The 22746-nt window shown below is 68.9% G+C and carries 23 protein-coding genes; 8 read left to right on the plus strand and 15 right to left on the minus strand.

What is annotated here, in order from left to right:
* Positions 1–95: 95 nt before the first annotated feature.
* From ftsH to ACV7NL_RS18745, 5 genes are all read right to left on the minus strand, one after another.
* Positions 96–2012, minus strand: coding sequence for an ATP-dependent zinc metalloprotease FtsH (gene ftsH, locus ACV7NL_RS18725; protein ID WP_056482272.1), 1917 nt, complete (start codon positions 2010–2012; stop codon positions 96–98).
* Positions 2013–2239: 227 nt separating this feature from the next.
* The gene (tilS, locus tag ACV7NL_RS18730) at positions 2240–3205 is read right to left on the minus strand and encodes a tRNA lysidine(34) synthetase TilS (protein WP_463356466.1); all 966 of its coding nucleotides are present in this window, start codon (positions 3203–3205) and stop codon (positions 2240–2242) included.
* Between the two features lie 56 nt (positions 3206–3261).
* The gene (gene ybgF, locus ACV7NL_RS18735; protein WP_463356467.1) at positions 3262–4230 is read right to left on the minus strand and encodes a tol-pal system protein YbgF; all 969 of its coding nucleotides are present in this window, start codon (positions 4228–4230) and stop codon (positions 3262–3264) included.
* A gap of 202 nt (positions 4231–4432) precedes the next feature.
* Complete coding sequence (pal, locus tag ACV7NL_RS18740) at positions 4433–4954, minus strand: peptidoglycan-associated lipoprotein Pal (protein WP_056184345.1); 522 nt, start codon at positions 4952–4954, stop codon at positions 4433–4435.
* Between the two features lie 377 nt (positions 4955–5331).
* Positions 5332–5721, minus strand: a complete 390-nt coding sequence (locus ACV7NL_RS18745) for an Hpt domain-containing protein (protein WP_082503801.1) — start codon at positions 5719–5721, stop codon at positions 5332–5334.
* A 147-nt stretch (positions 5722–5868) separates the two neighbouring features.
* On the opposite strand from ACV7NL_RS18745, the gene ACV7NL_RS18750 reads away from it, so the two are divergent.
* A complete protein-coding gene (locus ACV7NL_RS18750) occupies positions 5869–6294 on the plus strand; it encodes a response regulator (protein ID WP_056482263.1) in 426 nt (141 codons plus the stop codon).
* A 10-nt stretch (positions 6295–6304) separates the two neighbouring features.
* Here ACV7NL_RS18750 and ACV7NL_RS18755 read toward each other — a convergent pair whose 3' ends face one another.
* Entirely contained in the window at positions 6305–7276 is a 972-nt protein-coding gene (locus tag ACV7NL_RS18755) for a WcbI family polysaccharide biosynthesis putative acetyltransferase (protein ID WP_463356468.1), read from the minus strand.
* Between the two features lie 108 nt (positions 7277–7384).
* Here ACV7NL_RS18755 and ACV7NL_RS18760 point away from each other — a divergent pair, with 108 nt between their 5' ends.
* On the plus strand, positions 7385–8434 hold the full coding sequence (locus ACV7NL_RS18760; RefSeq protein WP_463357169.1) for a GSCFA domain-containing protein: 1050 nt from the start codon (positions 7385–7387) through the stop codon (positions 8432–8434).
* Positions 8435–8465: 31 nt separating this feature from the next.
* On the opposite strand, the gene hemC is transcribed toward ACV7NL_RS18760, so the two are convergent.
* Positions 8466–9389 carry a hydroxymethylbilane synthase gene (gene hemC, locus ACV7NL_RS18765; RefSeq protein WP_056184069.1) on the minus strand — a complete coding sequence of 308 codons (924 nt, stop codon included), beginning with the start codon at positions 9387–9389 and terminating at the stop codon, positions 8466–8468.
* A 253-nt stretch (positions 9390–9642) separates the two neighbouring features.
* Between hemC and ACV7NL_RS18770 the strand changes: the two genes are divergently transcribed.
* On the plus strand, positions 9643–9990 hold the full coding sequence (locus ACV7NL_RS18770; protein ID WP_056184072.1) for a hypothetical protein: 348 nt from the start codon (positions 9643–9645) through the stop codon (positions 9988–9990).
* 59 nt (positions 9991–10049) lie between these two features.
* Positions 10050–10478, plus strand: coding sequence for a hypothetical protein (locus tag ACV7NL_RS18775; protein WP_463356469.1), 429 nt, complete (start codon positions 10050–10052; stop codon positions 10476–10478).
* 6 nt (positions 10479–10484) lie between these two features.
* Here ACV7NL_RS18775 and ACV7NL_RS18780 read toward each other — a convergent pair whose 3' ends face one another.
* Both ACV7NL_RS18780 and ACV7NL_RS18785 read right to left on the minus strand, forming a co-directional pair.
* Positions 10485–10784 (minus strand): antibiotic biosynthesis monooxygenase family protein, encoded by a 300-nt coding sequence (locus tag ACV7NL_RS18780; RefSeq protein WP_463356470.1) that lies wholly within the window; start codon positions 10782–10784, stop codon positions 10485–10487.
* A 33-nt stretch (positions 10785–10817) separates the two neighbouring features.
* Positions 10818–11684, minus strand: a complete 867-nt coding sequence (locus ACV7NL_RS18785; RefSeq protein WP_463356471.1) for a Kdo hydroxylase family protein — start codon at positions 11682–11684, stop codon at positions 10818–10820.
* A 326-nt stretch (positions 11685–12010) separates the two neighbouring features.
* On the opposite strand from ACV7NL_RS18785, the gene ACV7NL_RS18790 reads away from it, so the two are divergent.
* Both ACV7NL_RS18790 and ACV7NL_RS18795 read left to right on the plus strand, forming a co-directional pair.
* On the plus strand, positions 12011–12478 hold the full coding sequence (locus ACV7NL_RS18790) for an RNA polymerase subunit sigma-70 (protein WP_463356472.1): 468 nt from the start codon (positions 12011–12013) through the stop codon (positions 12476–12478).
* A 55-nt stretch (positions 12479–12533) separates the two neighbouring features.
* Positions 12534–12851: a hypothetical protein gene (locus ACV7NL_RS18795; protein WP_463356473.1), complete on the plus strand. Its 318-nt coding sequence runs from the start codon at positions 12534–12536 to the stop codon at positions 12849–12851.
* Positions 12852–12923: 72 nt separating this feature from the next.
* Here the strand turns inward: ACV7NL_RS18795 and ACV7NL_RS18800 are convergent, their stop codons facing one another.
* On the minus strand, positions 12924–13397 hold the full coding sequence (locus ACV7NL_RS18800; RefSeq protein WP_247635510.1) for an Hsp20 family protein: 474 nt from the start codon (positions 13395–13397) through the stop codon (positions 12924–12926).
* Between the two features lie 180 nt (positions 13398–13577).
* On the opposite strand from ACV7NL_RS18800, the gene ACV7NL_RS18805 reads away from it, so the two are divergent.
* Positions 13578–14558 carry an alpha/beta fold hydrolase gene (locus ACV7NL_RS18805; RefSeq protein WP_247635509.1) on the plus strand — a complete coding sequence of 327 codons (981 nt, stop codon included), beginning with the start codon at positions 13578–13580 and terminating at the stop codon, positions 14556–14558.
* Between the two features lie 3 nt (positions 14559–14561).
* Here ACV7NL_RS18805 and hisN read toward each other — a convergent pair whose 3' ends face one another.
* Both hisN and ACV7NL_RS18815 read right to left on the minus strand, forming a co-directional pair.
* On the minus strand, positions 14562–15350 hold the full coding sequence (gene hisN / locus ACV7NL_RS18810; RefSeq protein ID WP_463356474.1) for a histidinol-phosphatase: 789 nt from the start codon (positions 15348–15350) through the stop codon (positions 14562–14564).
* Between the two features lie 136 nt (positions 15351–15486).
* Positions 15487–17460, minus strand: a complete 1974-nt coding sequence (locus ACV7NL_RS18815; RefSeq protein WP_463356475.1) for an AI-2E family transporter — start codon at positions 17458–17460, stop codon at positions 15487–15489.
* 568 nt (positions 17461–18028) lie between these two features.
* Here ACV7NL_RS18815 and ACV7NL_RS18820 point away from each other — a divergent pair.
* The gene (locus tag ACV7NL_RS18820) at positions 18029–19108 is read left to right on the plus strand and encodes a methyl-accepting chemotaxis protein (protein ID WP_056184094.1); all 1080 of its coding nucleotides are present in this window, start codon (positions 18029–18031) and stop codon (positions 19106–19108) included.
* A 92-nt stretch (positions 19109–19200) separates the two neighbouring features.
* Here ACV7NL_RS18820 and ACV7NL_RS18825 read toward each other — a convergent pair whose 3' ends face one another.
* The 3 genes from ACV7NL_RS18825 to ACV7NL_RS18835 all read right to left on the minus strand — a co-directional run bounded on the left by ACV7NL_RS18825 (position 19201) and on the right by ACV7NL_RS18835 (position 22590).
* Positions 19201–20493 carry a nicotinate phosphoribosyltransferase gene (locus ACV7NL_RS18825; RefSeq protein ID WP_463356476.1) on the minus strand — a complete coding sequence of 431 codons (1293 nt, stop codon included), beginning with the start codon at positions 20491–20493 and terminating at the stop codon, positions 19201–19203.
* 208 nt (positions 20494–20701) lie between these two features.
* The gene (locus tag ACV7NL_RS18830; protein ID WP_056184098.1) at positions 20702–21205 is read right to left on the minus strand and encodes a pyridoxamine 5'-phosphate oxidase family protein; all 504 of its coding nucleotides are present in this window, start codon (positions 21203–21205) and stop codon (positions 20702–20704) included.
* A 65-nt stretch (positions 21206–21270) separates the two neighbouring features.
* Positions 21271–22590, minus strand: a complete 1320-nt coding sequence (locus ACV7NL_RS18835; RefSeq protein ID WP_247635505.1) for a GGDEF domain-containing protein — start codon at positions 22588–22590, stop codon at positions 21271–21273.
* Positions 22591–22746 lie beyond the last annotated feature (156 nt).

A 22746-nucleotide genomic window follows, 5' to 3' on the forward strand; every position in this document is an offset into this window, starting at 1 on the left:
GAGGAACCCGAACCAGCATTCGTGGAGACTTGATACGAACGAGCCCGCCGGAGGCGGGCTCGTGGTGTCGGAGCGATCGGTTCGCGCGGTGGCGATCAGGCCTGGGGCTGCGGCTCCAGGCCGTCGCTGCCGCGGGGACGACCGCGACCCGTGGACGGGACCGACGACCCGCGCAGGGTGGTCGGACCATCGCCCGCATCGCGGATCGGCGGTCGGCCGGCGATGAGGTTCTTGATCTCATCGCCCGAGAGGGTCTCGTACTCGAGCAGCCCCTGCGCCAAGGCCTCGAGGTCGTCCTTGTGTTCGCCGAGGATGCGGCGCGCCTCTTCCAGGCCAGTCTCGACGAGGCGACGAACTTCCGCGTCGATCTTCTGGGCGGTGGCTTCCGACACAGTCTGCTGCCGGCCCATCGACATGCCGAGGAAGACCTCGTCGTTGTTCTCGCCGTACGCAACGGTGCCAAGCTCGGGCGAGAATCCCCAGCGGGTGACCATCATGCGAGCGAGGCGGGTGGCCTGCTCGATGTCGGACTGGGCGCCCGAGGTCACCTTGTCGGCGCCGAAGGTCATCTCCTCGGCGATACGTCCGCCCATCATGATGGCGAGGCGCGAGGTCATCTGCTCGAACGACATCGACAGTTTGTCACGCTCGGGCAGCTGCATGACCATGCCCAGCGCCCGGCCGCGCGGAATGATCGTCGCCTTGTGGACGGGATCGGTCGCCGGCACGTTGAAGGCCACGATGGCGTGGCCGCCCTCGTGATAGGCGGTCAGGCGCTTCTCGTCCTCGGTCATGACCAGGGTCCGCCGCTCGGCGCCCATCATCACCTTGTCCTTGGCGTCCTCGAACTCGTGCATCGTGACGATGCGCTTGCCACGACGGGCGGCGAGCAGCGCCGACTCGTTGACCAGGTTCATCAGGTCGGCACCCGAGAAGCCCGGGGTGCCGCGCGCGATGACCTTCAGGTCGACATCCGGCGCCAGCGGCACCTTGCGGACGTGGACGCGCAGGATGCGCTCGCGGCCGACGACGTCGGGATTCGGCACCATGATCTGGCGATCGAAACGGCCCGGTCGCAGCAGAGCGGGATCGAGCACGTCCGGCCGGTTGGTGGCCGCGATGATGATCACGCCCTCGTTGGCCTCGAAACCGTCCATCTCGACCAGGAGCTGGTTCAGGGTCTGCTCACGCTCGTCGTTGCCACCGCCGAGGCCGGCGCCGCGATGACGGCCGACCGCATCGATCTCATCGATGAAGATGATGCAGGGGGCGTTCTTCTTGGCCTGCTCGAACATGTCGCGCACGCGGGAGGCGCCGACACCGACGAACATTTCGACGAAGTCCGAGCCCGAGATGGTGAAAAACGGCACATTGGCCTCGCCCGCGACCGCCCGGGCGATCAGGGTCTTACCCGTACCAGGGGGGCCGACGAGGAGCACGCCGCGCGGGATACGGCCGCCGAGGCGCTGGAACTTCTGCGGGTCGCGCAGGAACTCCACGATCTCCTGCAGGTCCTCCTTGGCCTCTTCGACGCCGGCGACGTCGTCGAAGCTGACGCGGCCGGAAGCCTCGGTCAGCAGCTTGGCCTTCGATTTGCCGAAGCCCATGGCGCGCCCCGCGCCGGACTGCATCTGGCGGGACAGGAAGATCCAGGCGCCGATGAACACCAGGATCGGCAACCAGCTGACCAGCAACTGGATGAACCACGGCGTGTTGTCCGATGGCGGGCGCGCGGTGATCTGCACACCCTTGCTCTGGAGCTTCGAGACGAGGCTCGGATCATTCGGGGCGTAGGAGGTGAAGTTGCCGCCGCCCACATAGGTGCCGCTGACGTCCTGCCCGGAGATCACAACCGTCTGGATCTTGCCGGAATCGGCATCGTTCAGAAGCTGGCTGTAGGCGATCTCGGAGCCGCCACCGCGATGACCCGGGTTCTGGAACAGGGTCACGAGGGCGAGCACGAGCAGGAAGATGACGACCCACAAGGCGAAATTGCGGAAATTCGGGTTCATCGATCTTTCCCTGGAGGCGTCCGGGCCCGCCGCGCGAAATGGGGCGAGTCAATCCTGACGCTCGCTCCCAATGTAGGCAGCGAGTCACCCCTTGCCAAGTCGACGTGCCGGCCATGTCATGGCCCCAGCCATGGGCACGCGGCCGCAGCGACGTAGCCATGAGCGTGACGCGGCGGCAAGGCCGTGGCCGAACCTTAGGGTGACAAGCCTAATGCTTCGACACAGCCCTAATGCTGCGACGCAGTCCCGGGTGTCCGGCGCGTCGGGGCCGGTCTCAGGATGAGATCACCGGTGCGGGTCACCTCGAACAGGGTCTCGCGCAGGGTCCGACGCAGAGGCGTGCCGCTGCGCAGCGCCGGAACCAGCCAGTCGAGGACCAGACGCTCCAGACGCTCCAGGCGCTCGCGGCCGACGGAATGGTCCCACGTCGCGGTAAGGCGGGTGACGGCCAGGCTCGCGACACGAAGAAGCACCGCATCCGGCAGGGCGCGCAGGGCGGTGCCGTCAAGACGGATCGTCCCTCCGGCCTGCGACGTCGTCGCATCCGCGAAGACCGTGCCGGCCCAGGCGGCCAGGGCGGCGTCGTCTCGGCCGCAGCGCTCCGCCAGGCGGCACAGGCGGTCGGTGCTCAGGCCCTCCCGGTCGAGGTCGGGCCGCAGGCGACGCAGGCGGGCGCGGGCGTAACGGTCGTCGCGGTTCGAGGGATCGCGGATGAAGGCCAGTCCCCGCGCCGCGCAGTAATCGACGAGGTCGGCTTTCGCGAGGCCCAGGAAGGGCCGCCCCAGGCGGATCGAGGAGGTCAGATCACGGGTCGGGCGCATGCCCGCGAGGCCGGCCGGGCCGCTCCCCGCCAGCAGCCGCATCAGGACCGTCTCCGCCTGATCGTCGCGGGTGTGGCCGGTCAGCACGAGGCCGGCGCCGAGGGACTCGGCATGCGCCGCCAGGAGTTCGTAGCGCGCCGCGCGCGCCGCGGCCTGCACGCCATTCGCTGGCTTCGGTCCGGTCCAGACCAGCGTCCGATGCGGCAGGCCGAAGGTCCGGGCGGCCATCGCCACCGCGGCAGCCTCGGCGGCGGAGTTCAGGCGCAGGCCGTGGTCGATGGTGGCGACGTGGAGGGGCGCGGCGGATCCGGCCCGTGCGGCCGCGCCCATGAGAGCCGTCGAGTCCGGCCCGCCCGAGACCGCGAGCAGCACCGCCTCGGTGCCGAGCCAGGGCCGGATCGCGGCCTCGACCGTCTCCGGCGCGATGGTCAGGCGGCGCAGCGCGCGCGCTTCTGTTCGCGGCTCACGCCCTGGCGGACGCTGGCGCTGGCCGAGGGAAACTTCCGCTCCAGTTCCGCCAGGGTCGCGCAGGCCTGTTCGCGGGCGCCGAGCGCGTTGAGCGAGGCGCCGAGCTTCAGCATGGCGTCGGGCGCCTGGGCCGAACGGGCGTAATCGGTCGAGACCTTTAGGAACTGCTCGGCCGCCTCGCGATTGCGGTTGCGCTGCAGGTAGCTCTCGCCGAGCCAGTAGGTCGCGGCCGGCACCAGTGCATCACGCGGATGGGACTGGATGAACTGACGCAGGCCCATCTCCGCCTGCTCGTACTGACGCTGCAGGATGTAGGCGTAGGCGGTCTCGTAGTCGGCGCGGGCATCGCCCGATCCGGTGGCGGCGACGCTGCCGGGCCGCGGCGGATTCGGCAGCGCGCCCGTGGTGGGAACCCGCGCCGGCGGCGTCAGGTCCACCGGGCCGCCGAGGCCGGGCGGGGTCAGGCCGGGCTCGTCGTCGTCGGAATCCACGACCGTCGGAGGCACGCTGCGCATGCGCGGCGCCTCGGCGACGGGCGCGGTCGGCGTCGTGGTCCCGAGCTTCATCGGGGCGCCGGGACGACCGGGGTTCTGGTCGGGATCGAAGGCGTCGCTGCGCTTCTGCGGCTTGGCCGCGGCCGGATTGGTGCCCGCCGGGGCGCTTGGGCGTCCGCCCTTCATCTCCTGAAGCCGGAACTCCACGTCCTCCTGGAATTTGCGGAGCTGCTCTTTGAGCTGGCGATTCTCGTATTGCAGCGTCTCGATCTGCCCGGCGGTCTGACGCGACTGATTCTCCAGCCGGTTGAGCCGGACCACGAAGTCCGACGCATCCTGCGCCTGGGACGGCACCGGAGATCCCGACAGCAGAAGTCCCGAGACGAGGCCCGTCGCGACAGCGAGGCGGGTTGCGCGGAGGAGGCGGGCAAGCATGGCGGTGGTTACCGGTGGTCAAAGGACGAGGGCGTTGTCCCGGGAACAGAATCCGTCCGATACCAAATGCCGTGCCGCACGGCAAAAATGCGGCCCGGTGCGGCCCGCCCGACCTGCCCGGCGATTTTTCGAAGCGTTGTGCCTTGGCGAATACGAGACCCCGTCGCCGCACGCGCGGCACGGCGACGGGGCGTCCGGTGGCTTACGAACCGGCGCCCCGGTCGAGCACGGTGACGGCGCGGCGGTTCTGCGACCAGCACGAAATGTCGTTGCAGACCGCCACCGGACGCTCCTTGCCGTAGGAGACCGTGCGGATGCGTCCGCCCGCGATGCCGCGCGAGGCGAGATAATCCTTGACCGACTGCGCGCGCCGCTCACCGAGCGAGAAGTTGTACTCGCGCGTGCCGCGCTCGTCGGCGTGGCCCTCGATCAGGAAGGTGTAGCGCGGGTAGCGCTGCAGCCAGTTCGCCTGCTTGTCGAGGGTGGCGGTGGCGGTGGAGGTCAGGTCGGTGGAGTCCGATTCGAAGAACACGCGGTCGCCGATGTTCACCACGAAGTCCTGGGCGCTGCCGGGCGTATTGGCGCCGCCGTTCAGGCCGCCGCCACCGGCACCGAACCCGGACGCGTCGGCGAGATCCTTGTCATTGGTACAGGCGGCGACGCTGAGAGCGGCGCAGAGGGCGGCCGCCAGCGGAAACACGCGGAAGCGCGCGGTCATGGACATGATCCTGTTCTCCTCGGGCAGTGCCGCCAAATCGATCACAATCGGGGCGACGGCGCCTCGTGGGGCCCCCTCGGGGCCGCATGGGCGGTTCTTAGTCGATCTCGGTTAAGCGAAGGTTCCGTCAACCTTGAGCAACCCTTTCCGAATCCGGCCAGATTGCTGGGATGCGGACCCGAACGCGTCGCAGAAGGACCGGAGGTCGACCCGGACGACACGGTTCGGAATCGCGCGCGATTGCGGCATCGGCAGGACATCGGCAGCACATCGGCCGGGCCGCCACCGTTAAGGATCAGGCTGTTGCGCAGCGGCAACAGGCGGGACTGAACCTGAGGTGCCGCCCAGAACGCCCGCTGCGATCCGTCTTCGTCTAAGTCGCGTCAGGGGCGATCCCGAAGGGTCTCGATCGCTGCGATCGCGTTGGTGGCGGCCGCCTGTGCCGCGGCGAGCGGCCGCGTCAGGTCGGCGCCCTGCAGGCAGGCCCGTTCCATCTCGGCGCAGCGGCCGGACAGTTCGTTGAAGCCGAGCGACCCGCTCACCGAGAGCAGCGTGTGGGCATCGTGGCCGAGGGTGGCCCGGTCCGAGGCCGGAGCCCTCAGGCGCTGGGCGATCTCCGTCCTGAGGCGGTCGAGCAGGTCCATCAGCCGCGGACGGCCGAAGATGCCTTCGAGTTCGGTCAGGGTCCCGGGATCGTAGACCGGGCGCATCGCAGCGACCGACCCGGACCGCGCCGGGGACGTCCCGGCTTCGGGGAGCGGATGATCCGGCATGGGGGCGTTCCGAGAAGTCCTGTGGCCACGTTTTTGCCGAAGCCACGACGACGCCATAATCGCGACTTCGCCGAAACACTGCATCCGTTGATCGTCACTTAACCAATATCGGACCAAGTCGGGGGTGCAAAGCCTCTGGTGCGATCGATGCGACACCGTCACGTCCTCATGGTGGAGGACAACTACCTGCTCCTCGACATGCTCACTGGCCTCTGCGAGCGGAGCGGCATTGCCGTGGTGTCTGTTTCCAGCGGCGAGGCCGCAATCGCCGCGATCCGGCGGGCTGGGACCCAGCCTGCGAGTCCCGAGGGCGGGTTCGCGCTCCTGCTCACCGACATCAACCTGCCGGGCCTCATCGACGGCTGGACGGTCGCGGACGCCTTCCGGCAGTTCAATCCGGACTGCCCGGTGATCTACACCTCGACCAGCGGCTGCAGCGACCGGCGCGCCGTGCCGGACAGCGTCTTTCTCGGCAAACCGTTTCGCATCCAGGATGTGGTGGATCTGACCGGCGCTCTGATGCGGACGGGGCCGGCCGACCGGAGCGCGGACGCCCGCGCCGCGCTGGCCTGAGCCCCGGCGATCAGGCCCGAAAGATCGCCCGGACCGCCGGATCGGCCCGCCAGGCCTCGACGCGGGTGCACGCGAGCGCCGCTGGATCGTGCCGCCGATAGATCGCGAAACTCGCCGCGACGAACGCCGGAAGGTCGTAGAGCTTCGGGAAGGCCGCGCCGCGGGCCTTGTCCTTGAACACCATCGTTCCCGGCAGGCCGTAGCGCGCGGCCAAATCCGGATAGAGCGGCCAGACGACGTCGGCGGCGAGTTCGTCGGGCAGGTAATCCTCCACCGGCACGTCGACCGGCGCGAGCCCGGCTTCGCTGGCGAGGCGGCGGGCGATGTCGGCGAGCACGAAGAGCTTGGGGTGGTTGAGCACATGCATGAAGCAGCCGCGGCGTGACCACCGGGCAAGATCCGCCTCCAGCGGAAAGACCATGTCGCGGCCGCCGCCGAGGAGGTAGGCCGCCGCCTCGTTCCAGGCTTCGTAATAGCCGAGCTGCGCGTAGGTGGAATCCCGGAACAGGGCCGCGGTGTCCGCCGGACTCAGGCCCTCGAGATAGGCGCACAGGATGATGGCCGAGTGGTAGGGGCCGACCGGCGAGCGCACGAGGTGCGCTGCGGAGAGCGCGCCGACATCGCCGACATGGACCATGTCGGGGTGGTAGCCGGGGAACAGGATGGTGGGGAACAGGCGGACGCGTGGGTCGCCCTCCGCCAGGGCGTGGACGTTGCCGCCCTCGACGAAGCCCGTGGGGAAGAACTGCGTGAAGACGTGATCGAAAGCGTCCAGGTGAGTGCGCAGGCGATCGAGGGTTCCGTAGTGCCGGGTGAGACGCCCCAGGGGGATCAGCGCGACGCGAGCGGTCGGGACCATCAGCTGTAGCGCCTGGGCGACCCCTTCGGCCTGGCAATTGCCCAGCACGGCGAGGCGCGGACCGGTGCGGGTCGGATCGACGGAGGGGGCCGCCCTGCGCCATGCTCCCGCCCAGGATCTCAACGATGAGACCGAGCGCGCCAGGGGTGCGACCCGCGCCGCGAGGGAACCCGACGGAGTGGTGGTGCGCGGCAGATGCGTGAGCGATCGGATGGAGATGCCGCCGTGGTGATGAACCCTTACGCCGATCTACCGGCCGAGCGATTCTGGCGCAAGGTGGTGGCCGGGGTGCCACCCTTCGCCCTCGCCCCGGGGCCGTCGGAGCGCTTCACCATCGCGCGAGACGCCCGGGTGGCGACGGCCGGCTCGTGCTTCGCCCAGCACGTCGCCCGCGCCCTGACCGAGGCCGGCTTCGGGCATTACCTCGCCGAGACGGCGCCCGAGGGGCTGGCCCCCGACATCGCGGCCGACCGGCAATACGGCACCTATTCGGCCCGGTACGGCAACGTCTACACCGCCCGCCAATTGCTGCAGCTCTTCGATCGCGCTTACGGGACCTACACACCGGCCCTCGCGGCCTGGACGCGCCCGGACGGGCGCCTCGTGGACCCGTTCCGTCCGGGCATCGAACCGGACGGCTTTCCCGATCCGGAGGCCCTGGAGACCGCGCGCGCGACGCATCTCGCCGCGGTGCGGGCGATGTTCGAGACCCTGGACGTCTTCGTCTTCACCCTCGGGCTGACCGAGGGCTGGATGCACCGGCCGGACGGCGCGATGCTGCCCGTCGCTCCCGGCGTCATCGGCGGCAGCTTCGACCCGGAGACCTACGCCTTCGTGAATGCGCGGGCGGGCGACGTGCGCGACGACATGCTGGCTTTCCTCGCGCGCCTGTTCGCAGTGAACCCGGGCGCGCGGGTGATCCTCACGGTGTCGCCGGTGCCGCTGATCGCCACCTATGCCGACCGGCACGTGCTGGTCTCGAACACCTACAGCAAGGCGGCGTTGCGGGTCGCCGCCGAGGAGATCGTCGCGGCCGAGCCGCGCGCCGTCTACTTCCCCGCCTTCGAGATCGTCACCAGCACCGCCAATGCCGGCCGCTACTATGCCGACGATCTGCGCTCGGTCACGCCGGTCGCGGTGGCGCACGTGATGCGGGTCTTCCTGGAGGCCTTCACCGAATCCGGAACGGCCCCTGCCCTCACCCATCCGCTCGGCCTCGAATACGTGCGCGCCGCTGGCATCGTCTGCGACGAGGAGGCGATCGAACGCAGCCTCGTCTGAAGGGCGTCCGGGACCTTCTAAGGCCCCGTTCCTACTGAAGATGCCGCGCGTAGGTGTCGCCCGCCGCGCGCTTCAGTTCGGCGCCGGCCTCGCGGCCGATCCGAGCCGCATCGGCGACCGGTCCGGCGCGCTGCACGCCCCAATGGGCGCTGCCGTCGGGCAGGAACAGCAGACCGTCGAGGGCCAGTGTATCGCCGGCGATCCGGGCCAGCGCCGCGATCGGCGTCCGGCACGACCCATCGAGTTCGGCCAGAAGGCCGCGTTCGGCATCCAGCTCGGCGGTGGCGCGGGCGGAGACCAGGGGGGTGAGGAGGGCGCGCACCTCGGCATCCGCCTCGCGGCACTCGATGCCGAGTGCGCCCTGGGCCACGGCCGGAAGCATCTCGCCGACGTCGAGGACGCTGCGCGCCATGTCCGCCATGCCGAGGCGTTCCAGGCCGCAGAGCGCCAGCAGGGTGGCGTCGCAGGTGCCCTCCTCCAACTTGCGCATCCGGGTGTTGGCGTTGCCGCGCAGGGGCACGATCCGCAGGTCGGGCCGCCGCATCAGCACCTGGGCCGCGCGGCGCAGGGAGGAGGTCCCCACCCGGGCGCCGGGGGCGAGATCGGCGAAGCCGGCGGCGCGCGGCGACAGGAACGCGTCGCGCGGGTCGTCGCGTTCCAGGATGCAGGCGATGACGAGCCCGTCCGGCAACCAGGTCTCGACATCCTTCATCGAATGCACGGCGACGTCGACCACGTCGGCGTACAGCGCCTGTTCCAGTTCCTTGGTGAAGAGCCCCTTGCCGCCGATCTCCGACAGCGGACGGTCGAGGATGCGGTCCGCCACGGTGTTCACCACCACGATCTCGGTCTCGAGGCCGGGATTGGCGGCGACGATCTGGTCCCGGACCATCCCGGTCTGAGCCAGGGCCATCGGGCTTCCACGCGTGCCGATGCGCAGGGGGCGTTGGATCATGGGCGAGGATCGCTCGTGTAAGGGTCGACCGGTGGCGGCGCTGGGAACCGGTGGGACATGTCGGTCCCTAGGTACGCAGTCCGTGGCCGGATGTCACCGGAAACCGGTTCGAACGGTTCGATCCGGCAAGCATTCGGAAACCACAACCCGACGTTGACGCAGTCCCCGGGCGGATGTTAGCCCGCCCTCGACGCAAGCTCGGGTATGACGGGGTCACAACGACGTTATCAGCCGGATCGGCGGATGCTTACCGATGAAGCGCAGCAAGCTCGAAGCCTATTACGTGGAGACCTTCGGCGCCCGCGAGGCCGAAGGGGACGATGAGCCCGATCACTCCGCCTCGCCGAGGCGGCGCGACGTGCGTCCCGCCCGGAGACGGCGGAGCGGCTTCGGCGTCCTGCGCTTGTTCAAGCTCGCGCTGATGTTGGGGCCGATGTCGATCCTGCTCGGCGCGACCCTGCTGATGGATTGCCAGAGTGTCTCGCGCGGATCGTGGGTTCCCGAGATCCTGCGCAGTACGGCCTGCGCCCGACGCGATTTCGCCGGCCGGGTGCTCAACCTGGACGGCAACCTCCGCACCGTCGTGAACAGCATCCGGTAGACATCGATGCGTCGAACCGGCCCTCGGGGTCTCGCCCGGCATCTTGAGAGGACGTCGCGATGAAGCTTCAATCCGGTGGCGTGCTCACCGACGATCCCTACGGGCTGCGGCCGGAAGCCGAGGACGCCACGGATCCCTACACCGCGCCGCCCACGGCCCGGTCCGGCGGGGCGCAACTCCGCGATACCCTTTATCGGCCCAGGCTGGTGCGGTCCTTCCACCGTGCCGCGCGCGAGGGCGAGGAAGCGGAGGTCCGCACCGTCACCCTCGGCTGGGTCGCGTCGCTCGTCCTCAACCTGTTCCTGCTCGCCGCGCCGTTCGGCCTCGTGCTCGCCCTGCCGCCGGTCCTGGCCTGCCGCGATCGGGAGAAGCAGTTCGGGTTCTTCGCCGGGGAAACCCTCACGAGCTGCAGCACCGCCGGCATTCGCGAGCGGGTCAGGAAGCTCGATGACCGCATCAAGATGCTGGTGCGTGGGTCCGGCCGCTAGACCCGCTCAGAACGCCTGGAGCGTCAGTTCGGTGTGCTCGACGCTCGGGGGCCCCTCGAAGCAGGGCGACACCATCGCCCGGTAATCCTTCCAGGCCTGGGAGCCGGTGAAGTCCACGGTGTGGTTCTCCAGGGTCTCCCATTCGATGAGCAGGCGGTAGCGCTGCGGCTTCTCGATGGAGCGACGGACCGCGAAGCTGCGACAGCCCTGGGCGGCCTTGAAGATCGCGGCGGCCTCGGCGATGCCGGCCTCGAACTCGGCCTCCAGGCCGGGCTTGACGTCGATCTGGGCGATTTCGAGGATCATGGGTCGGTCTCCGGTCGTGAAAGGGCGTTGCGGTCAGCGTAAGGGGCGGCCGAGGGCCTTGGCGAGCAGGCGCTGCGGGCTGCGCTCGGGCCGGGCCTGATCGGCGACCGCGAGGTAGCCGGTCTGCTCCAGCATGTAACGGCCGCCCATGGCCCCGTGCATGACGAGGTCGGAAAAGGTCACCCAGGTCTGTCCGGGGGCGAAATGCACGTCGGCCTGCGGCGCCGTCTCCTGGTAGGTCATGTCCTGCTTCAGGGCGTCGTGCAGGTGAAGCATGAGGTGATCGTACTCGCTGCGCCGGGCCTTGGTGATCTTGAGCAGCGCCAGCATCCGGGCGGAGAGCGGCGAATAGCCCGGCAGCCGCGGCAGGAATTTCTCCGCCATCGCGGAAAAGTCCTCGCCGACGCGCCAGTGGCGCGGCTGCCCGTTGGGATTGATGTTGCGGAAGATGCGCAGGATGCGCTTCTCGCCGATCGGGTTCGACGGGAAGGCGTCCACGTGCAGGCGGGTGTCGTCGCGGCGCCAGCTCAGCTTGCGCCGGTCGACGTCGAAGGGCCGGTACGAGGTGCCGGCCAGCGTGACCTTGCCGGCATAGGCCGGAAGATGCTCGGCGATCAGCGCCTCGGCGAAGGCCTGGTAGCGGATCAGGACCTGACGCAGGGCCTCCTGCTCCTCCGGCGTGCCGGCGGCGCCCCTTAGGGTGGCGGCGGCGCCCCGGATGTTGACGTTCTTGGCCTTGCCATCTGCGAAGGGCCGCTCGACGAAGCGCTGCTCGAAGGCGTTCAGCGGAAAGTCGAGATCCGGGAACATCAGGACCGCGCCGTTCTCCAGGGCATCCACCAGGGAAGGCGTACCGGGCGCCGGCCCGGTGCGCGAGACGGAAACGATCGGGCTGATCATCGGGCGGGATCCTCGAAAACCGCGGCAGGATCGGCGGTTTAGCCGAATGCCGCGCCGGTTGCCACGGGCGATCGCGGCGACCGGACCGGATAACCCGGGCGCGGGCTTCGAAGCGGAGCCGCCCGGCGCGGACCAGCAAGTTCCAGATGTCGGACCGCCGCTCCGGGTGCGAATACCGGTGGATGGCGCAGGTTGGTCGTTGTCAACGCGGTCGACGAGGCTCAACCCTCACCGTCTGTCCGGCGCAACCCTGGCGTTTCGGTCGCGTTGATAGAACAGCCGCGGTTCCGGCCTCACGGAACCCCGCGGCGATGAGGATGCCGACAATGGCGACGTTGAAGGAATTCGAGGAGTCCCTGCGCGAGCACGGCATGCACATGGCCCTCGCCCTGCTCGAACGTCTGCGGGAACGCGACCGGGCCACGCGCACGATCAAGCCGGCCCGCCGCCTCACCGGGCAGAAGATGACGCCGGACCTCGCCCGTGCGATCCTGGAACTGCACGCTTCCACCGGCATGACCCAGCAGGAGATCGCCTTCAAGGTCGGGGTCAATCAGGGCCGCGTCAACGAGGTGATCAAGCGCGGCAAGTGGCTCGACGACGATCCGCACGCGCCGGAAGCGATCGCCCGCGACCGGGCCAAGGCACGGCTGCGCGCCGATCTCCCGGCCCAGCGTCCCGCCGTCCAGGGCGCGGCAGCGAAGCCGGGGGCCAAGCGCGCCAGGAGTGCCAAGCCGAATGCTCCCGTCCGGCGTCCGAGCCCGCAGGGTCAGCTGATCTTCGGCGACCTCTGACAGGCCGAACGGCTCGGAAGGGGATCATCCGGACCATCAATCGCGTTCTCGCGGCATGACCCGCTCCCGGACCCTTCGTGTCGTTTGCCTCGCAGGCGCGATCCTGACGATCACCGGTCCGTCGCTGGCGCAGCGGCCCTCGACCACTGCCATGTCCTGTCGACAGGCGAAGGGATTGGTCGACCGCCAGGGCGGGCTCGTGCTCGGAACCGGCGGCCAGACCTATGACCGCTTCGTACGTGACCGCAGCTTCTGCGAGATCACCGAAATCACGGTTCCGGCCTTCGTGCCGGCCGGCGACACGCCGCGCTGCTTCGTCGGCTATCGCTGCCGGGAGCCGAGTCGCGGGGACTGGCTCGACGACGGATTCTGAAAACCATGAAAGCGCCCCGGCCTTGCGGCCGGAGCGCCCTTCACCGCATCCTGCGTCGGAGCCGATCGCCGGTCAGGCGGCCTGCTGGACGGCGCCTTCGATGACGGGGGCGTTGGACGCGCGGGTCGTCGCGATCTGAATCTGGCGTGGCTTCTTGGCTTCCGGAATCTCGCGAACCAAGTCGATGTGAAGGAGACCGTTCTCGAGAGCAGCGCCCGTCACCTGCACGTAGTCGGCAAGCTGGAACCGGCGCTCGAAGGCGCGGGCCGCGATGCCCTGGTGCAGAAACTCCGCCGGCTTGGACGGATCGGACTGACGCTCGCCCTTCAGAGTCAGCGCATTCTCCTTGACCTCGATCGACAGATCGGAGTCCGTGAAGCCGGCCACCGCCACGGTGATCCGGTAGGCGTTCTCGCCGGTACGCTCGATATTGTAGGGCGGATAGGTCGGCGCCGCATCGGCACTGACGAACTGGTCGAGGGCCGAGAACAGGCGGTCGAAACCGACGGTGGAACGATACAGGGGAGCAAGGTCGAACTGACGCATCACATATTCTCCATAAGAAGCAACATGCACAGTCTCGGTCCGCCCGAGGGCCGGACCAGTCGCACCGCCGTATTGGCCGGTGCCTCCGTGATATTGGCGCGGCTCTCCACGCTCGCAAGAGCCTCGACCAGCCCCGCACTCGAAATTTTTAAGCCCCTTTCCTGACGTGAGACGTCCGCGATGCTGACCCTGCGCTCCACCCCCGACAATCCCGTTCCGCCGGGCGGTGCCTTGAAGGCGGTGCGCACCGAGGACGGGATCGAATTGCGCGCCGCGCATTGGCGCCCCACCACCCGGTTGGTGAAAGGGACGGTCTGCCTGCTCCAGGGCCGGGCCGAATTCATCGAGAAGTACTACGAGACCATCACCGACCTGCGCGGGCGCGGCTTCGCCGTCGTCGCCTTCGATTGGCGTGGACAGGGAGAGTCGCAGCGGCAGACCGACGATCCGCATCGGGGCCACGTCGCCCATTTCGACGATTACCGCCTCGACCTGAAGGCGATCGAGGAGGCGATCCTGCGCCCGTCGATGCCCCACCCGCATCTGGGTCTCGCCCATTCCATGGGCGGCGCCATCGCGCTGACCGGCGCCCATGACGGATGGCTGCCGTTCCGGCGCCTCGTCACGGTGGCGCCAATGCTGTCGATCCGCATGGTGCGCTGGCCCGCGGGCGCGGCGGTACTGGCCCGGCTCCTCCACGCGATCGGACGTGGGCGCGCCTATATCCCGTTCGGCTCGGCGGTCTCGATGGCGACGAAGCCGTACCGGAACAACCGCCTGTGCCAGGACCCGAAGCGCTATGCCCGCAATGCCGCCGCCGCACGCGACGTCGGCGCCGGGGCGGTGGGCGATCCGAGCATCGCCTGGCTCACCGGCGCCTTCCGGGCGATGAAGCGCCTCGCCGATCCGGCCGTTCCGGGACGCATCACCCTGCCGACCCTGATCATCGCCGCCGGCGCCGATCCGGTCTGCGGCACGCATATCACCGAGCGCTTCGCCCGCGGCCTCCGGGCCGGCCATATCCTGGTGCTGCCCGATGCCCGCCACGAGATCCTGTCGGAGCGGGACGCCATCCGCCAGGATTTCTGGGCCGCCTTCGATGCCTTCATGCCGGGCTCCGACACCTCCGAACCGATCGAGAAGGACCGGGTCGAGGCCTAAGCCTCAGGGGTTGAGGTGGCGCAGGGCCGCCTCGTGCAGCCGGCGGTCGCCGGCGGCGACGATGCGCCCGCCGCCCGTGGCGGGGCCGCCGTCCCAGGTCGTGACGATGCCGCCGGCCCCCTCGACGATCGGGATCAGGGCGACGATGTCGTAGGGCTTCAGGCCGGCCTCGACCACGAGGTCGATCTGCCCGGCCGCCAGCATGCAATAGGCGTAACAATCGGTGCCGTAGCGGGAGAGGCGCACCGCCTCTTCGAGGCCGAGGAAGCGCTCGCGCTCTTCGCCTTGCGCGAACAGGCGCGGGTCGGTGGTGGCGAGGATGGCCTGATCCAGGGCAGTGCCGCGCCGGGTCAGGAGCTGGCGCTCGCCGCGTGCCGAGCGCAGGCGGGCGCTGGCGCCGTCGCCGGAGAAGCGCTCGCCGAGATAGGGTTGGTGCATCAGTCCGCGCACGGCCGCACCGTGATGGGTCAGGCCGATCAGCGTGCCCCAGGTGGGCAGGCCCGAGACGAAGGCGCGCGTCCCGTCGATGGGGTCGAGCACCCACACGCACTCGGCCTCCAGATTCTCCGAACCGAACTCTTCGCCGAGAATGCCGTGGGTCGGGAAATGACGGCGGATCATGCCGCGCATCGCCACCTCGGCGGCCCGGTCGGCCTCGGTCACGGGGTCGAAGGCGGCTCCGCCCCGCGCCTTGTCGTCCATGCCGAAGGCAGCCCGGAAGAACGGCAGGATCGCCTGCCCCGAGGCGTCCGCAAGATCGTCCATGAACCGCGCGAGATCGACCACACTCATCGGCCTGTCCTCCTCAGAAACGCGGCGCAGCGAAGCGGACCCGAGGGGGCATGGTCAAGTCCAAACATCGCCCCCGGAGAACCATGCCGGCGGCAGGGCTTCAGGGAGAGCTTCCGGCAGGGCTTCCGGCAGGGCGTCAGGCGGGCATCGGCTGCACCCGGGCGAATTCGCCCTCCGGTTCCGGGGCCTTCGGCGCAGGAATGACCTCGCCATGGGCGGCGGCCACCACCGCGTCCACGGCGGCGCGCAGCGAGGAGACGTGGATGTCGGCATCGACGGCCCGGCGCCGGGTCGCCTCGTCGAGACCGGCATCGTCGGCCTGCCACAGGCCGAGGATGAGCCGGGCGTCGGGCAGCGTCCGGCGCAGGCGCTCGGTCAGCCGGCGCAGGTGGGTCGGCTCGCCGCTGATCGCCATCGACACGATGCAGACGAGCTTGGCGGGACCGGGATCGAGGTCCGCGATCTTCGCGCGCGAAACGTCTGAGAACGGCACCACCCGGACGCCGATCCCGCGCTTGCCCAGCAGTTGCGCCAGGATCGCGCAGGCGGATTCGTCGACGAAGCTGCGTCCGGCCACGCACAGGACCGTGCCGGCGGGCCGCCACGTCTCCGGCACCGGCTCCGGGCGCGGCGCGTCCGGGTCGGCTTTGGCCTCGGTGTCGCCGCGCAGGTCGTCGCGGTCCGCCATCTCCGCGATCAGGCCGCCGACGCTGGTGCGGATGTCGGTCTTCTGGTCCGTGGTGAGCACGCCGCGGGCCGCGTCCCGGGCCGCCAGTTCGAGGCCCTTCACCACCACCTCGTCGTAATAGGCGGTGAGCGAGCAGTTCTTCAGGATGAGGTCGGCATGCTCCTGCGCCTCCTCGGGGTCGTCGGCCAGGATGCGCTGGTAGAAGTTCTCCACCGGCGTCAGGGCCGGCCGGTCGCCGAACAGCACGTCGAGGAATTCGAGCTTGTCGACGTGGCGACCGAGAACCACCAGGCAGACCGTGAGCGGTGTCGAGAGCAACAGGCCGACAGGTCCCCACAGCCAGGTCCAGAACAGGGCCGAGACCAGGACCGCGAAGGGCGACATGCCGGTCGACTGGCCGTAGAGCATCGGCTCGATGAAGTGCCCGACCAGGGGCTCGAGGATCAGGAACAGGATCAGGGTTCCGATCACCATCGACCAGCCTGGGTCGACCGCGGCTGCGAGCGCGAGGGGGAACAGGGCCGAGACGAAGGCGCCCACGTAGGGCACGAAGCGCATCAGCGCCGAGAAGATGCCCCACAGGACCGGGTTCGGTACGCCGAGAATGTAGAGGCCGACGCCCACCACGAGGCCGAACGAGGCGTTCAGGGCGAGCTGGACCAGGAAGTAGCGGCTGAGGCGCTTGGCGGCATCGTCCATCGCCACGGTGGTGCGGTGGAGATCGCTGGACCCGGCCAGCCGGATCATCCGGTCGCGCAGGTCCTCGCGTTGCATCAGCAGGAAGAGCAGCACCACGAACACGATGCCGATGGTCGCCAGGGGATGCAGGATCGGCGAGAGCAGCGTGCCCGCCAGCGTCACCGGACCCGGTACGCGCTCCTTCACCTCGACCAGGATCGCCTTGTCGGGCGGGGCGGGATTGGCCTGGGGATTCGGGCCCGTGGACTTCACTTCGGGCTTCGGCTCCGGCTTCGCCTCCTCCTGGCTCTCGTGCATCGTCCGGCCGATGCTCGCGACGTAGCCGGCCAGGCGCCCGGCGGGGGTGTCGTTGAGGCCCTCGATCTTGCGCTCGATGGTGCTCCGGTAGCGCGGGACGTCCTTGGCGATGTCGGCGAGTTGGACGCCGATCAGGGTCGCCAGGGCTGCGGCAGTGCCGAGCGCGAGGACCACCGAGGTGGCGACAGACAGGAAGCGGCCGAAATGCCAGCGCCGCAGCAGGTTCACCAGTGGGCCGAGCACGAAGGAGAGCAGGATCGCGATGGCGATCGGGATCAGGACGTCGCGTCCGACATAGAGCCCGGCCATGATCAGGGCCGCGACGATCAACGGGGAGGTGAGAGCCTGGGGCGGCGTTGCGGCCGCCGCGATGCGTGTCGGTCGCGGAGGGACGAGGGACGGCTTTGGGGTCGATGTCAGGGCCATTCCGATTCCGGTTCTCGACGCAACGCGCGCGCTCCCGTCGACCGGGCTACGGCGATGAGAAGGCTGCCCGAAGAACGATGAGCTTGGCGAAAACGATCCCTCGGACCCGTTCGTCTCGTCGCGAAACCGTGATCTCATGCGGAAGGCCTGCATCCGACGCATGACTGCGGAAGCGGTGCGGCTGTAAAGCACCTGTTCATGATAGGAGCGCCGGGACGGTTCGTCGATGATGGGCTGCCGATTTGGGAAGGTGCGAGGCTCTTGCGTGATGAGCTGAAGATCTCACTCGGTAGCGACCGGACGAAATCTCAGGTTGTCAGGCGCTTTGTGCGATCGGATGCGGGAGCAACCGATTGGGGCAGCCGGATCGACGTTGTGACGGAGGCTGACACCTTTCCGTATCAGAATGAATATCGGTCTTCTGTATTTGGAAGAACAACACCGAGGCACAGTATCATCGCCGAAAAACAACGATAGATTGCCATTTAAGGGAACGATAAACTTGTTCGCTTATCCCGTGTCGGAGGCTCGATGAGCGATCGACCAGGCAGAATGACTGGAGGCGGGTTTGTACGACGCGGCGATTGAGGTGGCCCCCGGATCGGATGCGTCCGACGCCACGAACCTTCGTGACATCGCGACGGAAATCGCCGCGCTGCAGCGCATCTCCTCCGACAAGAGCCGCCGCATCCAGGCGATCACCGGGCAGGTCAAGATTCTCGCGTTGAACGCCCTGATCGAGGCGGCGCGGGCCGGTGAGATGGGCCGAGGCTTCTCCGTGGTCGCGCAGGAGGTGCGGGCGATCGGTGCCGAGGTCGAGAGCGTCGCCAAGGCGCTCGAGGTCGAGCTGTCGAACCGCATCGCCGGCCTGCAGGTCCGGGTCAAAAGCTTCGCGGAGGAGTCGCAGACGACGCGGCTGATCGACCTGGCCCTGAATGCGGTCGAGTTGATCGACCGCAATCTCTATGAGCGGACCTGCGACGTGCGCTGGTGGGCGACGGATGCCGCGCTGGTCGCCTGCGCGGCGGCGCCGGCGCGCGCGACGTCCGATCACGCCACCGCCCGACTCGGCATCATCCTGGATGCCTACACGGTCTATCTCGACCTGTGGATCTGCGATCTCCAGGGCAAGGTCCTGGCCCATGGACGGCCGGACCGCTATCCCGACGTCGTGGGCCGCAATGTTGCCGATCAGGCCTGGTTCCAGCGTGCGGCCGCCCTCCCCGACGGCGACGCCTACGTGGCCGCCGACGTCATGTGTCAGCCGCTCCTGAACGGGGCGCAGGTCGCCACCTACTGCGCCAGCATCCGCCAGGAGGGCAACAGCCGGGCCGCGCCCATCGGCGTTCTGGCGATCCATTTTGACTGGCAGGCCCAGGCCCGCGCCATCGTCGAGGGCGTCCGCGTCGCCGACGAGGACCGGGCGCGGACCCGCGTCCTGCTGGTCGATGCCCGGCAGCGGGTGATCGCCGCTTCGGACGGGCGCGGCGTGCTGGAAGAAACCCTGCCGCTCGGCATCGCCGGACGGGACAGCGGCGCCGATCTCGACCCGCGGACCGGTCGCACCGTCGCCTTCCACCGCACCCCGGGCTACGAGACCTATGCGGGACTGGGCTGGTACGGGGTGATCGTTCAATCCGCGACCTGAGGCGCGGGCTCGCGTCTCGAAGTCAGGTTCGCATTTCGGAGTCAGGCCCGCATCTGAGAGTCGGGCTTGCGTCTGGGAGTCGGGCTTGCGTCTCAGACCAGAACCGGCATCGCCGCCTGACCGTCGACGCCGAAGACCCGGGTGTAGCGGGCGATCGCCTCGGCCGGACCGATCGCCTTCGAGGGATTGTCCGAGATCTTCACGGTGGGCCGCCCGTCGGCGTCGATGACCTTGCAGACGATGGAGATCGGGTCGAGGCGGCCATCCGGCACGAGGCCGCGGAAGTCGTTGGTCAAAAGGGTGCCCCAGCCGTAGCCGATGCGCATCCGGCCGTGGAAATGGGCGTGGATCGCCTCGATGGTGTCGATGTCGAGCCCGTCGGAGAAGATCGCGAGTTTTTCGCGGGGGTCCGAGCCGCGCGAGCGCCACCAGGCGATGGCCTCCTCGCCGCCGGCGATCGGCTCCTTCGAGTCGATGCGGATGCCGGTCCAGGCGTTCATCCAGTCGGGGGCGTTCGCCAGGAAGCCCGTGGTCCCATAGGTGTCGGGCAGCATCACCAGCAGGTTGCCGGCGTAGTCCTGCTGCCAGTCGGCCAGCACGTCGTAGGGTGCGCGGGCCAAGCCCGCGTCGTCGTCGGCCAGGGCGGCGTAGACCATCGGCAGTTCGTGGGCGTTGGTGCCGACCGCCTCGACCTCGCGCCGCAGGGCGATGAGGCAGTTCGAGGTGCCGAGGAAGCGGTCGCCCAGGGCCTCGTGCATCGCCTCGACGCACCAGTCCTGCCACAGGAAGCCGTGGCGCCGGCGCGTGCCGAAATCCGCGATGGAGAGGCCGGGCAGGCGCTGCAGCCGCTCGATCTTCTCCCAGACCCGCGTCATGGCGCGGGCGTAGAGCACCTGCAGGTCGAGCTTGCCGAGATGGCGCACGACGCCGCGCGTACGCAGCTCGTTGAGGATGGCGAGCGCCGGCACCTCCCACATGGTGGTTTCGAGCCAGGGGCCGTGGAAGGTCAGGACGTACTGCCCGTCCCGGGCTTCCAGCTCGTATTCGGGCAGCCGGAAGCCCTCGAGCCAATCCATGAAGTCGGCCGAGAACATCTGGCGCTGGCCGTAGAAGGTATTGCCGCGCAGCCAGGTCGACTCGCCCCGGCTCAAGCGGACCGAGCGGGCGTGATCGAGCTGCTCGCGCAGCTCGCCCGCATCGACGAACTCGGCCAAGCGCACCTGCCGCGAGCGGTTCTGGATCCCGAAGGTGACGCGCGCGTCGCGATGGCGGCGAAAGATCGTCTGCGCCATCAGGAGCTTGTAGAAATCGGTGTCGAGCAGAGACCGGACGATCGGGTCGATCTTGAAGCTGTGATTGTACACCCGCGTGGCCAGATCGAGCATGGTTCGGATCACGGTCCCTGGCGCGGATCTCCGGCGTCTGCGCGCCGGAAGAGGCGCACGGCATCCGGCAACAAGTCAATCGTGCCACGCACGGAGCAGGCATGAGGAGCGGCGCCGGGCGCGACGGGTGGGCGACCCTGCGCCATCACGAAAAAGGGCGACGCGCCCCTCGGCACGCCGCCCGTTCTGGTCACGCCGGCGGATCCGCTCAGGCGAGATCGACCTTCTTGGTCTCGGTCTTCGGGGATTCACCGGTCAGCGCGGCTTTCACGTAGCCGTAGACGTGCAGCATCGTGGCGTTCGGGCTGTCCCAATACTCGCCCTTCTCGGGGTGCACGCGGATCAGGGCGACTTCCGGGTCGTCCTTGCCGTTCGGGAACCAGGTCTTCAGGCTCTCGCTCCACTTGTCGTCGATCGTCGCCTGCTCGGTGACGATCTCGGCCTTGCCGGCGATCGACACGTAGGTCTGGCTCGACGGGTCGGAATAGGCGAGGTTGATCTGGTTGTCCTTGCTGATCTCGGCCGTCTTGGGCGAATGCAGCTTGGTGAAGAACCACAGGTCGCCGTTCTCATCGGCTTCCTGGCACCACATCGGGCGGCTGTAGAGCTTCCCGTCCTGGTCGGCGGTGGTCATCATCGCGACCTTGACCTCCTTGATGAGGGCGAACAGCTTCTTGGCGCCCTCGTGGTCGCGGTGGTTGCCCTGGTGCATGGGATCGTCATCTCCAACTCGTCGAACGGCATCCCGGCGCGCTCGCACGCAACCGGATCGTGTCCTCAACGGGCGAGGGCGGCATTGGTTTCGGAGGCGAGCGCGGGGGGCTTGATCGGGGGGCCCACTTTGGTCGCCGAGGCCATCTTGGTCGGGGCCGCGGTCTGGTGCGTGACGCGCGGCGGCTGGCGGCGCATCGCCCCGAGCCGTCCGAGACGCCGGTCCTCCGGCATCATGGTGGCCCCGCCGATGTATCGCACCACGTGACAGTTTCGGCCGTGGCGCTTGGCTTCGTAGAGGGCGCCGTCCGCCTCGCGGAGAAGTTCGTCGGCCGACGTCGCCCGGCCCGATCCCGCGACCGCGATCCCGATGCTCACGGTGACGAGACCGTGGCCATCGCCGCGCCCGCCATGCGGGATGGCCAGCCCGGCAATGCCGGCCCGCAGCCGTCGCACCACGCGGTCGACCGCCCGGGCATCGCAGCCCCGCATGAGAATCGAGAATTCCTCGCCGCCGTAGCGCGCCACGCAATCGCGGCCGTTGCGCGTCTCGCCGGACAGGGATTCGGCGATCCGGCGCAGGCAGGCATCGCCCGCCGGATGGCCATAGGCGTCGTTGAAGCGCTTGAAGTGATCGACGTCGATCATCAGCAGGGCGATTCCGCGGGTTTCCCCGGCGGTGGCGGCCAGGGCGGAATCCAGGGCGCGGCGGTTGGCCAGGCCCGTCAGGGCGTCGGTTTCGGACAGGACGGTGAGCACCCGCCGGTCCTGCTCCAGGCCGGCCGAGCGCAGGATCTCGCGGAGCGAAACCAGGTAGGCCCGCCGCCGGACCCCTTCGATCTGGTGGTTGCCGTAGAGCACGAAGAAGCTGCCGGTCAGGGTCTGGAAGGCGAGGCAGAGGGCGAGTTCGGACGAGAGGTCCGAGCGCAGCCCGATGCTGGCGAAGGACGCCGCCGCGCTGAGGCCGGTGAGGATGAGAGCGTGCGGGAATCGCAGCACCAGCATCATGGTGGCGAACACCATCATCAGCGGATACTCGATGTAGCAGACGGCGCTCACCGTCTCGCGCTCGAGGCTGAACAGCAGGATCGGCACCGCCGTCACCAGCAGCATCGTGGCGGTGACCATGCGCTCGCGTCGCGGACCCGACATCCGGGTCACCGACCAGGCCAGCAGCAGGCCGATCGGCGTGACCAGCAGCAGTCTCAGGCCCATCGCCAGGGGCAGCATGCCGGGCATCAGCAGCGCCGTCGTGAGATTGTAGGCGTTGTGGAACACGAGGCCGATCAGGATCGTGCGGCGCAGATGCAGCGCCCGCTCCCGGCCGGTGTCGATCTCGAAGCGGGCCGAGACGGGCCGCGAGAACCGCAGCAGCGTGCGGCTCATCGTCAGGTCGCCGTCGGCGACGTCACCGCGCGCACGGACCTGCGAGCCCCGTACCGAAGTCGGAAACCGAAAACGCAACCAATGAAACACGAATGGTCGATCCTGAGAGGAGCGAGGCCGCCGTCCGGCGCCCTCCTTATGTGGCCTATCGAACGT

The sequence above is a fragment of the Methylobacterium sp. Ger2507 genome (assembly GCF_055231875.1).

What these genes read in the sequence shown, in the direction of transcription:
- ACV7NL_RS18770 (WP_056184072.1), top strand. Translation starts at nt 9,643, where the DNA reads ATGAAGCGCAGCAAGCTCGAAGCCTATTACGTGGAGACCTTCGGCGCC.
- ACV7NL_RS18760 (WP_463357169.1), top strand. Translation starts at nt 7,385, where the DNA reads ATGAACCCTTACGCCGATCTACCGGCCGAGCGATTCTGGCGCAAGGTG.
- ACV7NL_RS18750 (WP_056482263.1), top strand. Translation starts at nt 5,869, where the DNA reads ATGCGACACCGTCACGTCCTCATGGTGGAGGACAACTACCTGCTCCTC.
- ACV7NL_RS18775 (WP_463356469.1), top strand. Translation starts at nt 10,050, where the DNA reads ATGAAGCTTCAATCCGGTGGCGTGCTCACCGACGATCCCTACGGGCTG.
- ACV7NL_RS18785 (WP_463356471.1), bottom strand. Translation starts at nt 11,684, where the DNA reads ATGATCAGCCCGATCGTTTCCGTCTCGCGCACCGGGCCGGCGCCCGGT.
- ACV7NL_RS18780 (WP_463356470.1), bottom strand. Translation starts at nt 10,784, where the DNA reads ATGATCCTCGAAATCGCCCAGATCGACGTCAAGCCCGGCCTGGAGGCC.
- ACV7NL_RS18790 (WP_463356472.1), top strand. Translation starts at nt 12,011, where the DNA reads ATGGCGACGTTGAAGGAATTCGAGGAGTCCCTGCGCGAGCACGGCATG.
- ACV7NL_RS18825 (WP_463356476.1), bottom strand. Translation starts at nt 20,493, where the DNA reads ATGCTCGATCTGGCCACGCGGGTGTACAATCACAGCTTCAAGATCGAC.
- pal (WP_056184345.1), bottom strand. Translation starts at nt 4,954, where the DNA reads ATGTCCATGACCGCGCGCTTCCGCGTGTTTCCGCTGGCGGCCGCCCTC.
- ACV7NL_RS18800 (WP_247635510.1), bottom strand. Translation starts at nt 13,397, where the DNA reads ATGCGTCAGTTCGACCTTGCTCCCCTGTATCGTTCCACCGTCGGTTTC.
- ybgF (WP_463356467.1), bottom strand. Translation starts at nt 4,230, where the DNA reads ATGCTTGCCCGCCTCCTCCGCGCAACCCGCCTCGCTGTCGCGACGGGC.
- ACV7NL_RS18835 (WP_247635505.1), bottom strand. Translation starts at nt 22,590, where the DNA reads ATGAGCCGCACGCTGCTGCGGTTCTCGCGGCCCGTCTCGGCCCGCTTC.
- hisN (WP_463356474.1), bottom strand. Translation starts at nt 15,350, where the DNA reads ATGAGTGTGGTCGATCTCGCGCGGTTCATGGACGATCTTGCGGACGCC.
- hemC (WP_056184069.1), bottom strand. Translation starts at nt 9,389, where the DNA reads ATGATCCAACGCCCCCTGCGCATCGGCACGCGTGGAAGCCCGATGGCC.
- ACV7NL_RS18745 (WP_082503801.1), bottom strand. Translation starts at nt 5,721, where the DNA reads ATGCCGGATCATCCGCTCCCCGAAGCCGGGACGTCCCCGGCGCGGTCC.
- ftsH (WP_056482272.1), bottom strand. Translation starts at nt 2,012, where the DNA reads ATGAACCCGAATTTCCGCAATTTCGCCTTGTGGGTCGTCATCTTCCTG.
- ACV7NL_RS18815 (WP_463356475.1), bottom strand. Translation starts at nt 17,460, where the DNA reads ATGGCCCTGACATCGACCCCAAAGCCGTCCCTCGTCCCTCCGCGACCG.
- ACV7NL_RS18805 (WP_247635509.1), top strand. Translation starts at nt 13,578, where the DNA reads ATGCTGACCCTGCGCTCCACCCCCGACAATCCCGTTCCGCCGGGCGGT.
- ACV7NL_RS18795 (WP_463356473.1), top strand. Translation starts at nt 12,534, where the DNA reads ATGACCCGCTCCCGGACCCTTCGTGTCGTTTGCCTCGCAGGCGCGATC.
- ACV7NL_RS18830 (WP_056184098.1), bottom strand. Translation starts at nt 21,205, where the DNA reads ATGCACCAGGGCAACCACCGCGACCACGAGGGCGCCAAGAAGCTGTTC.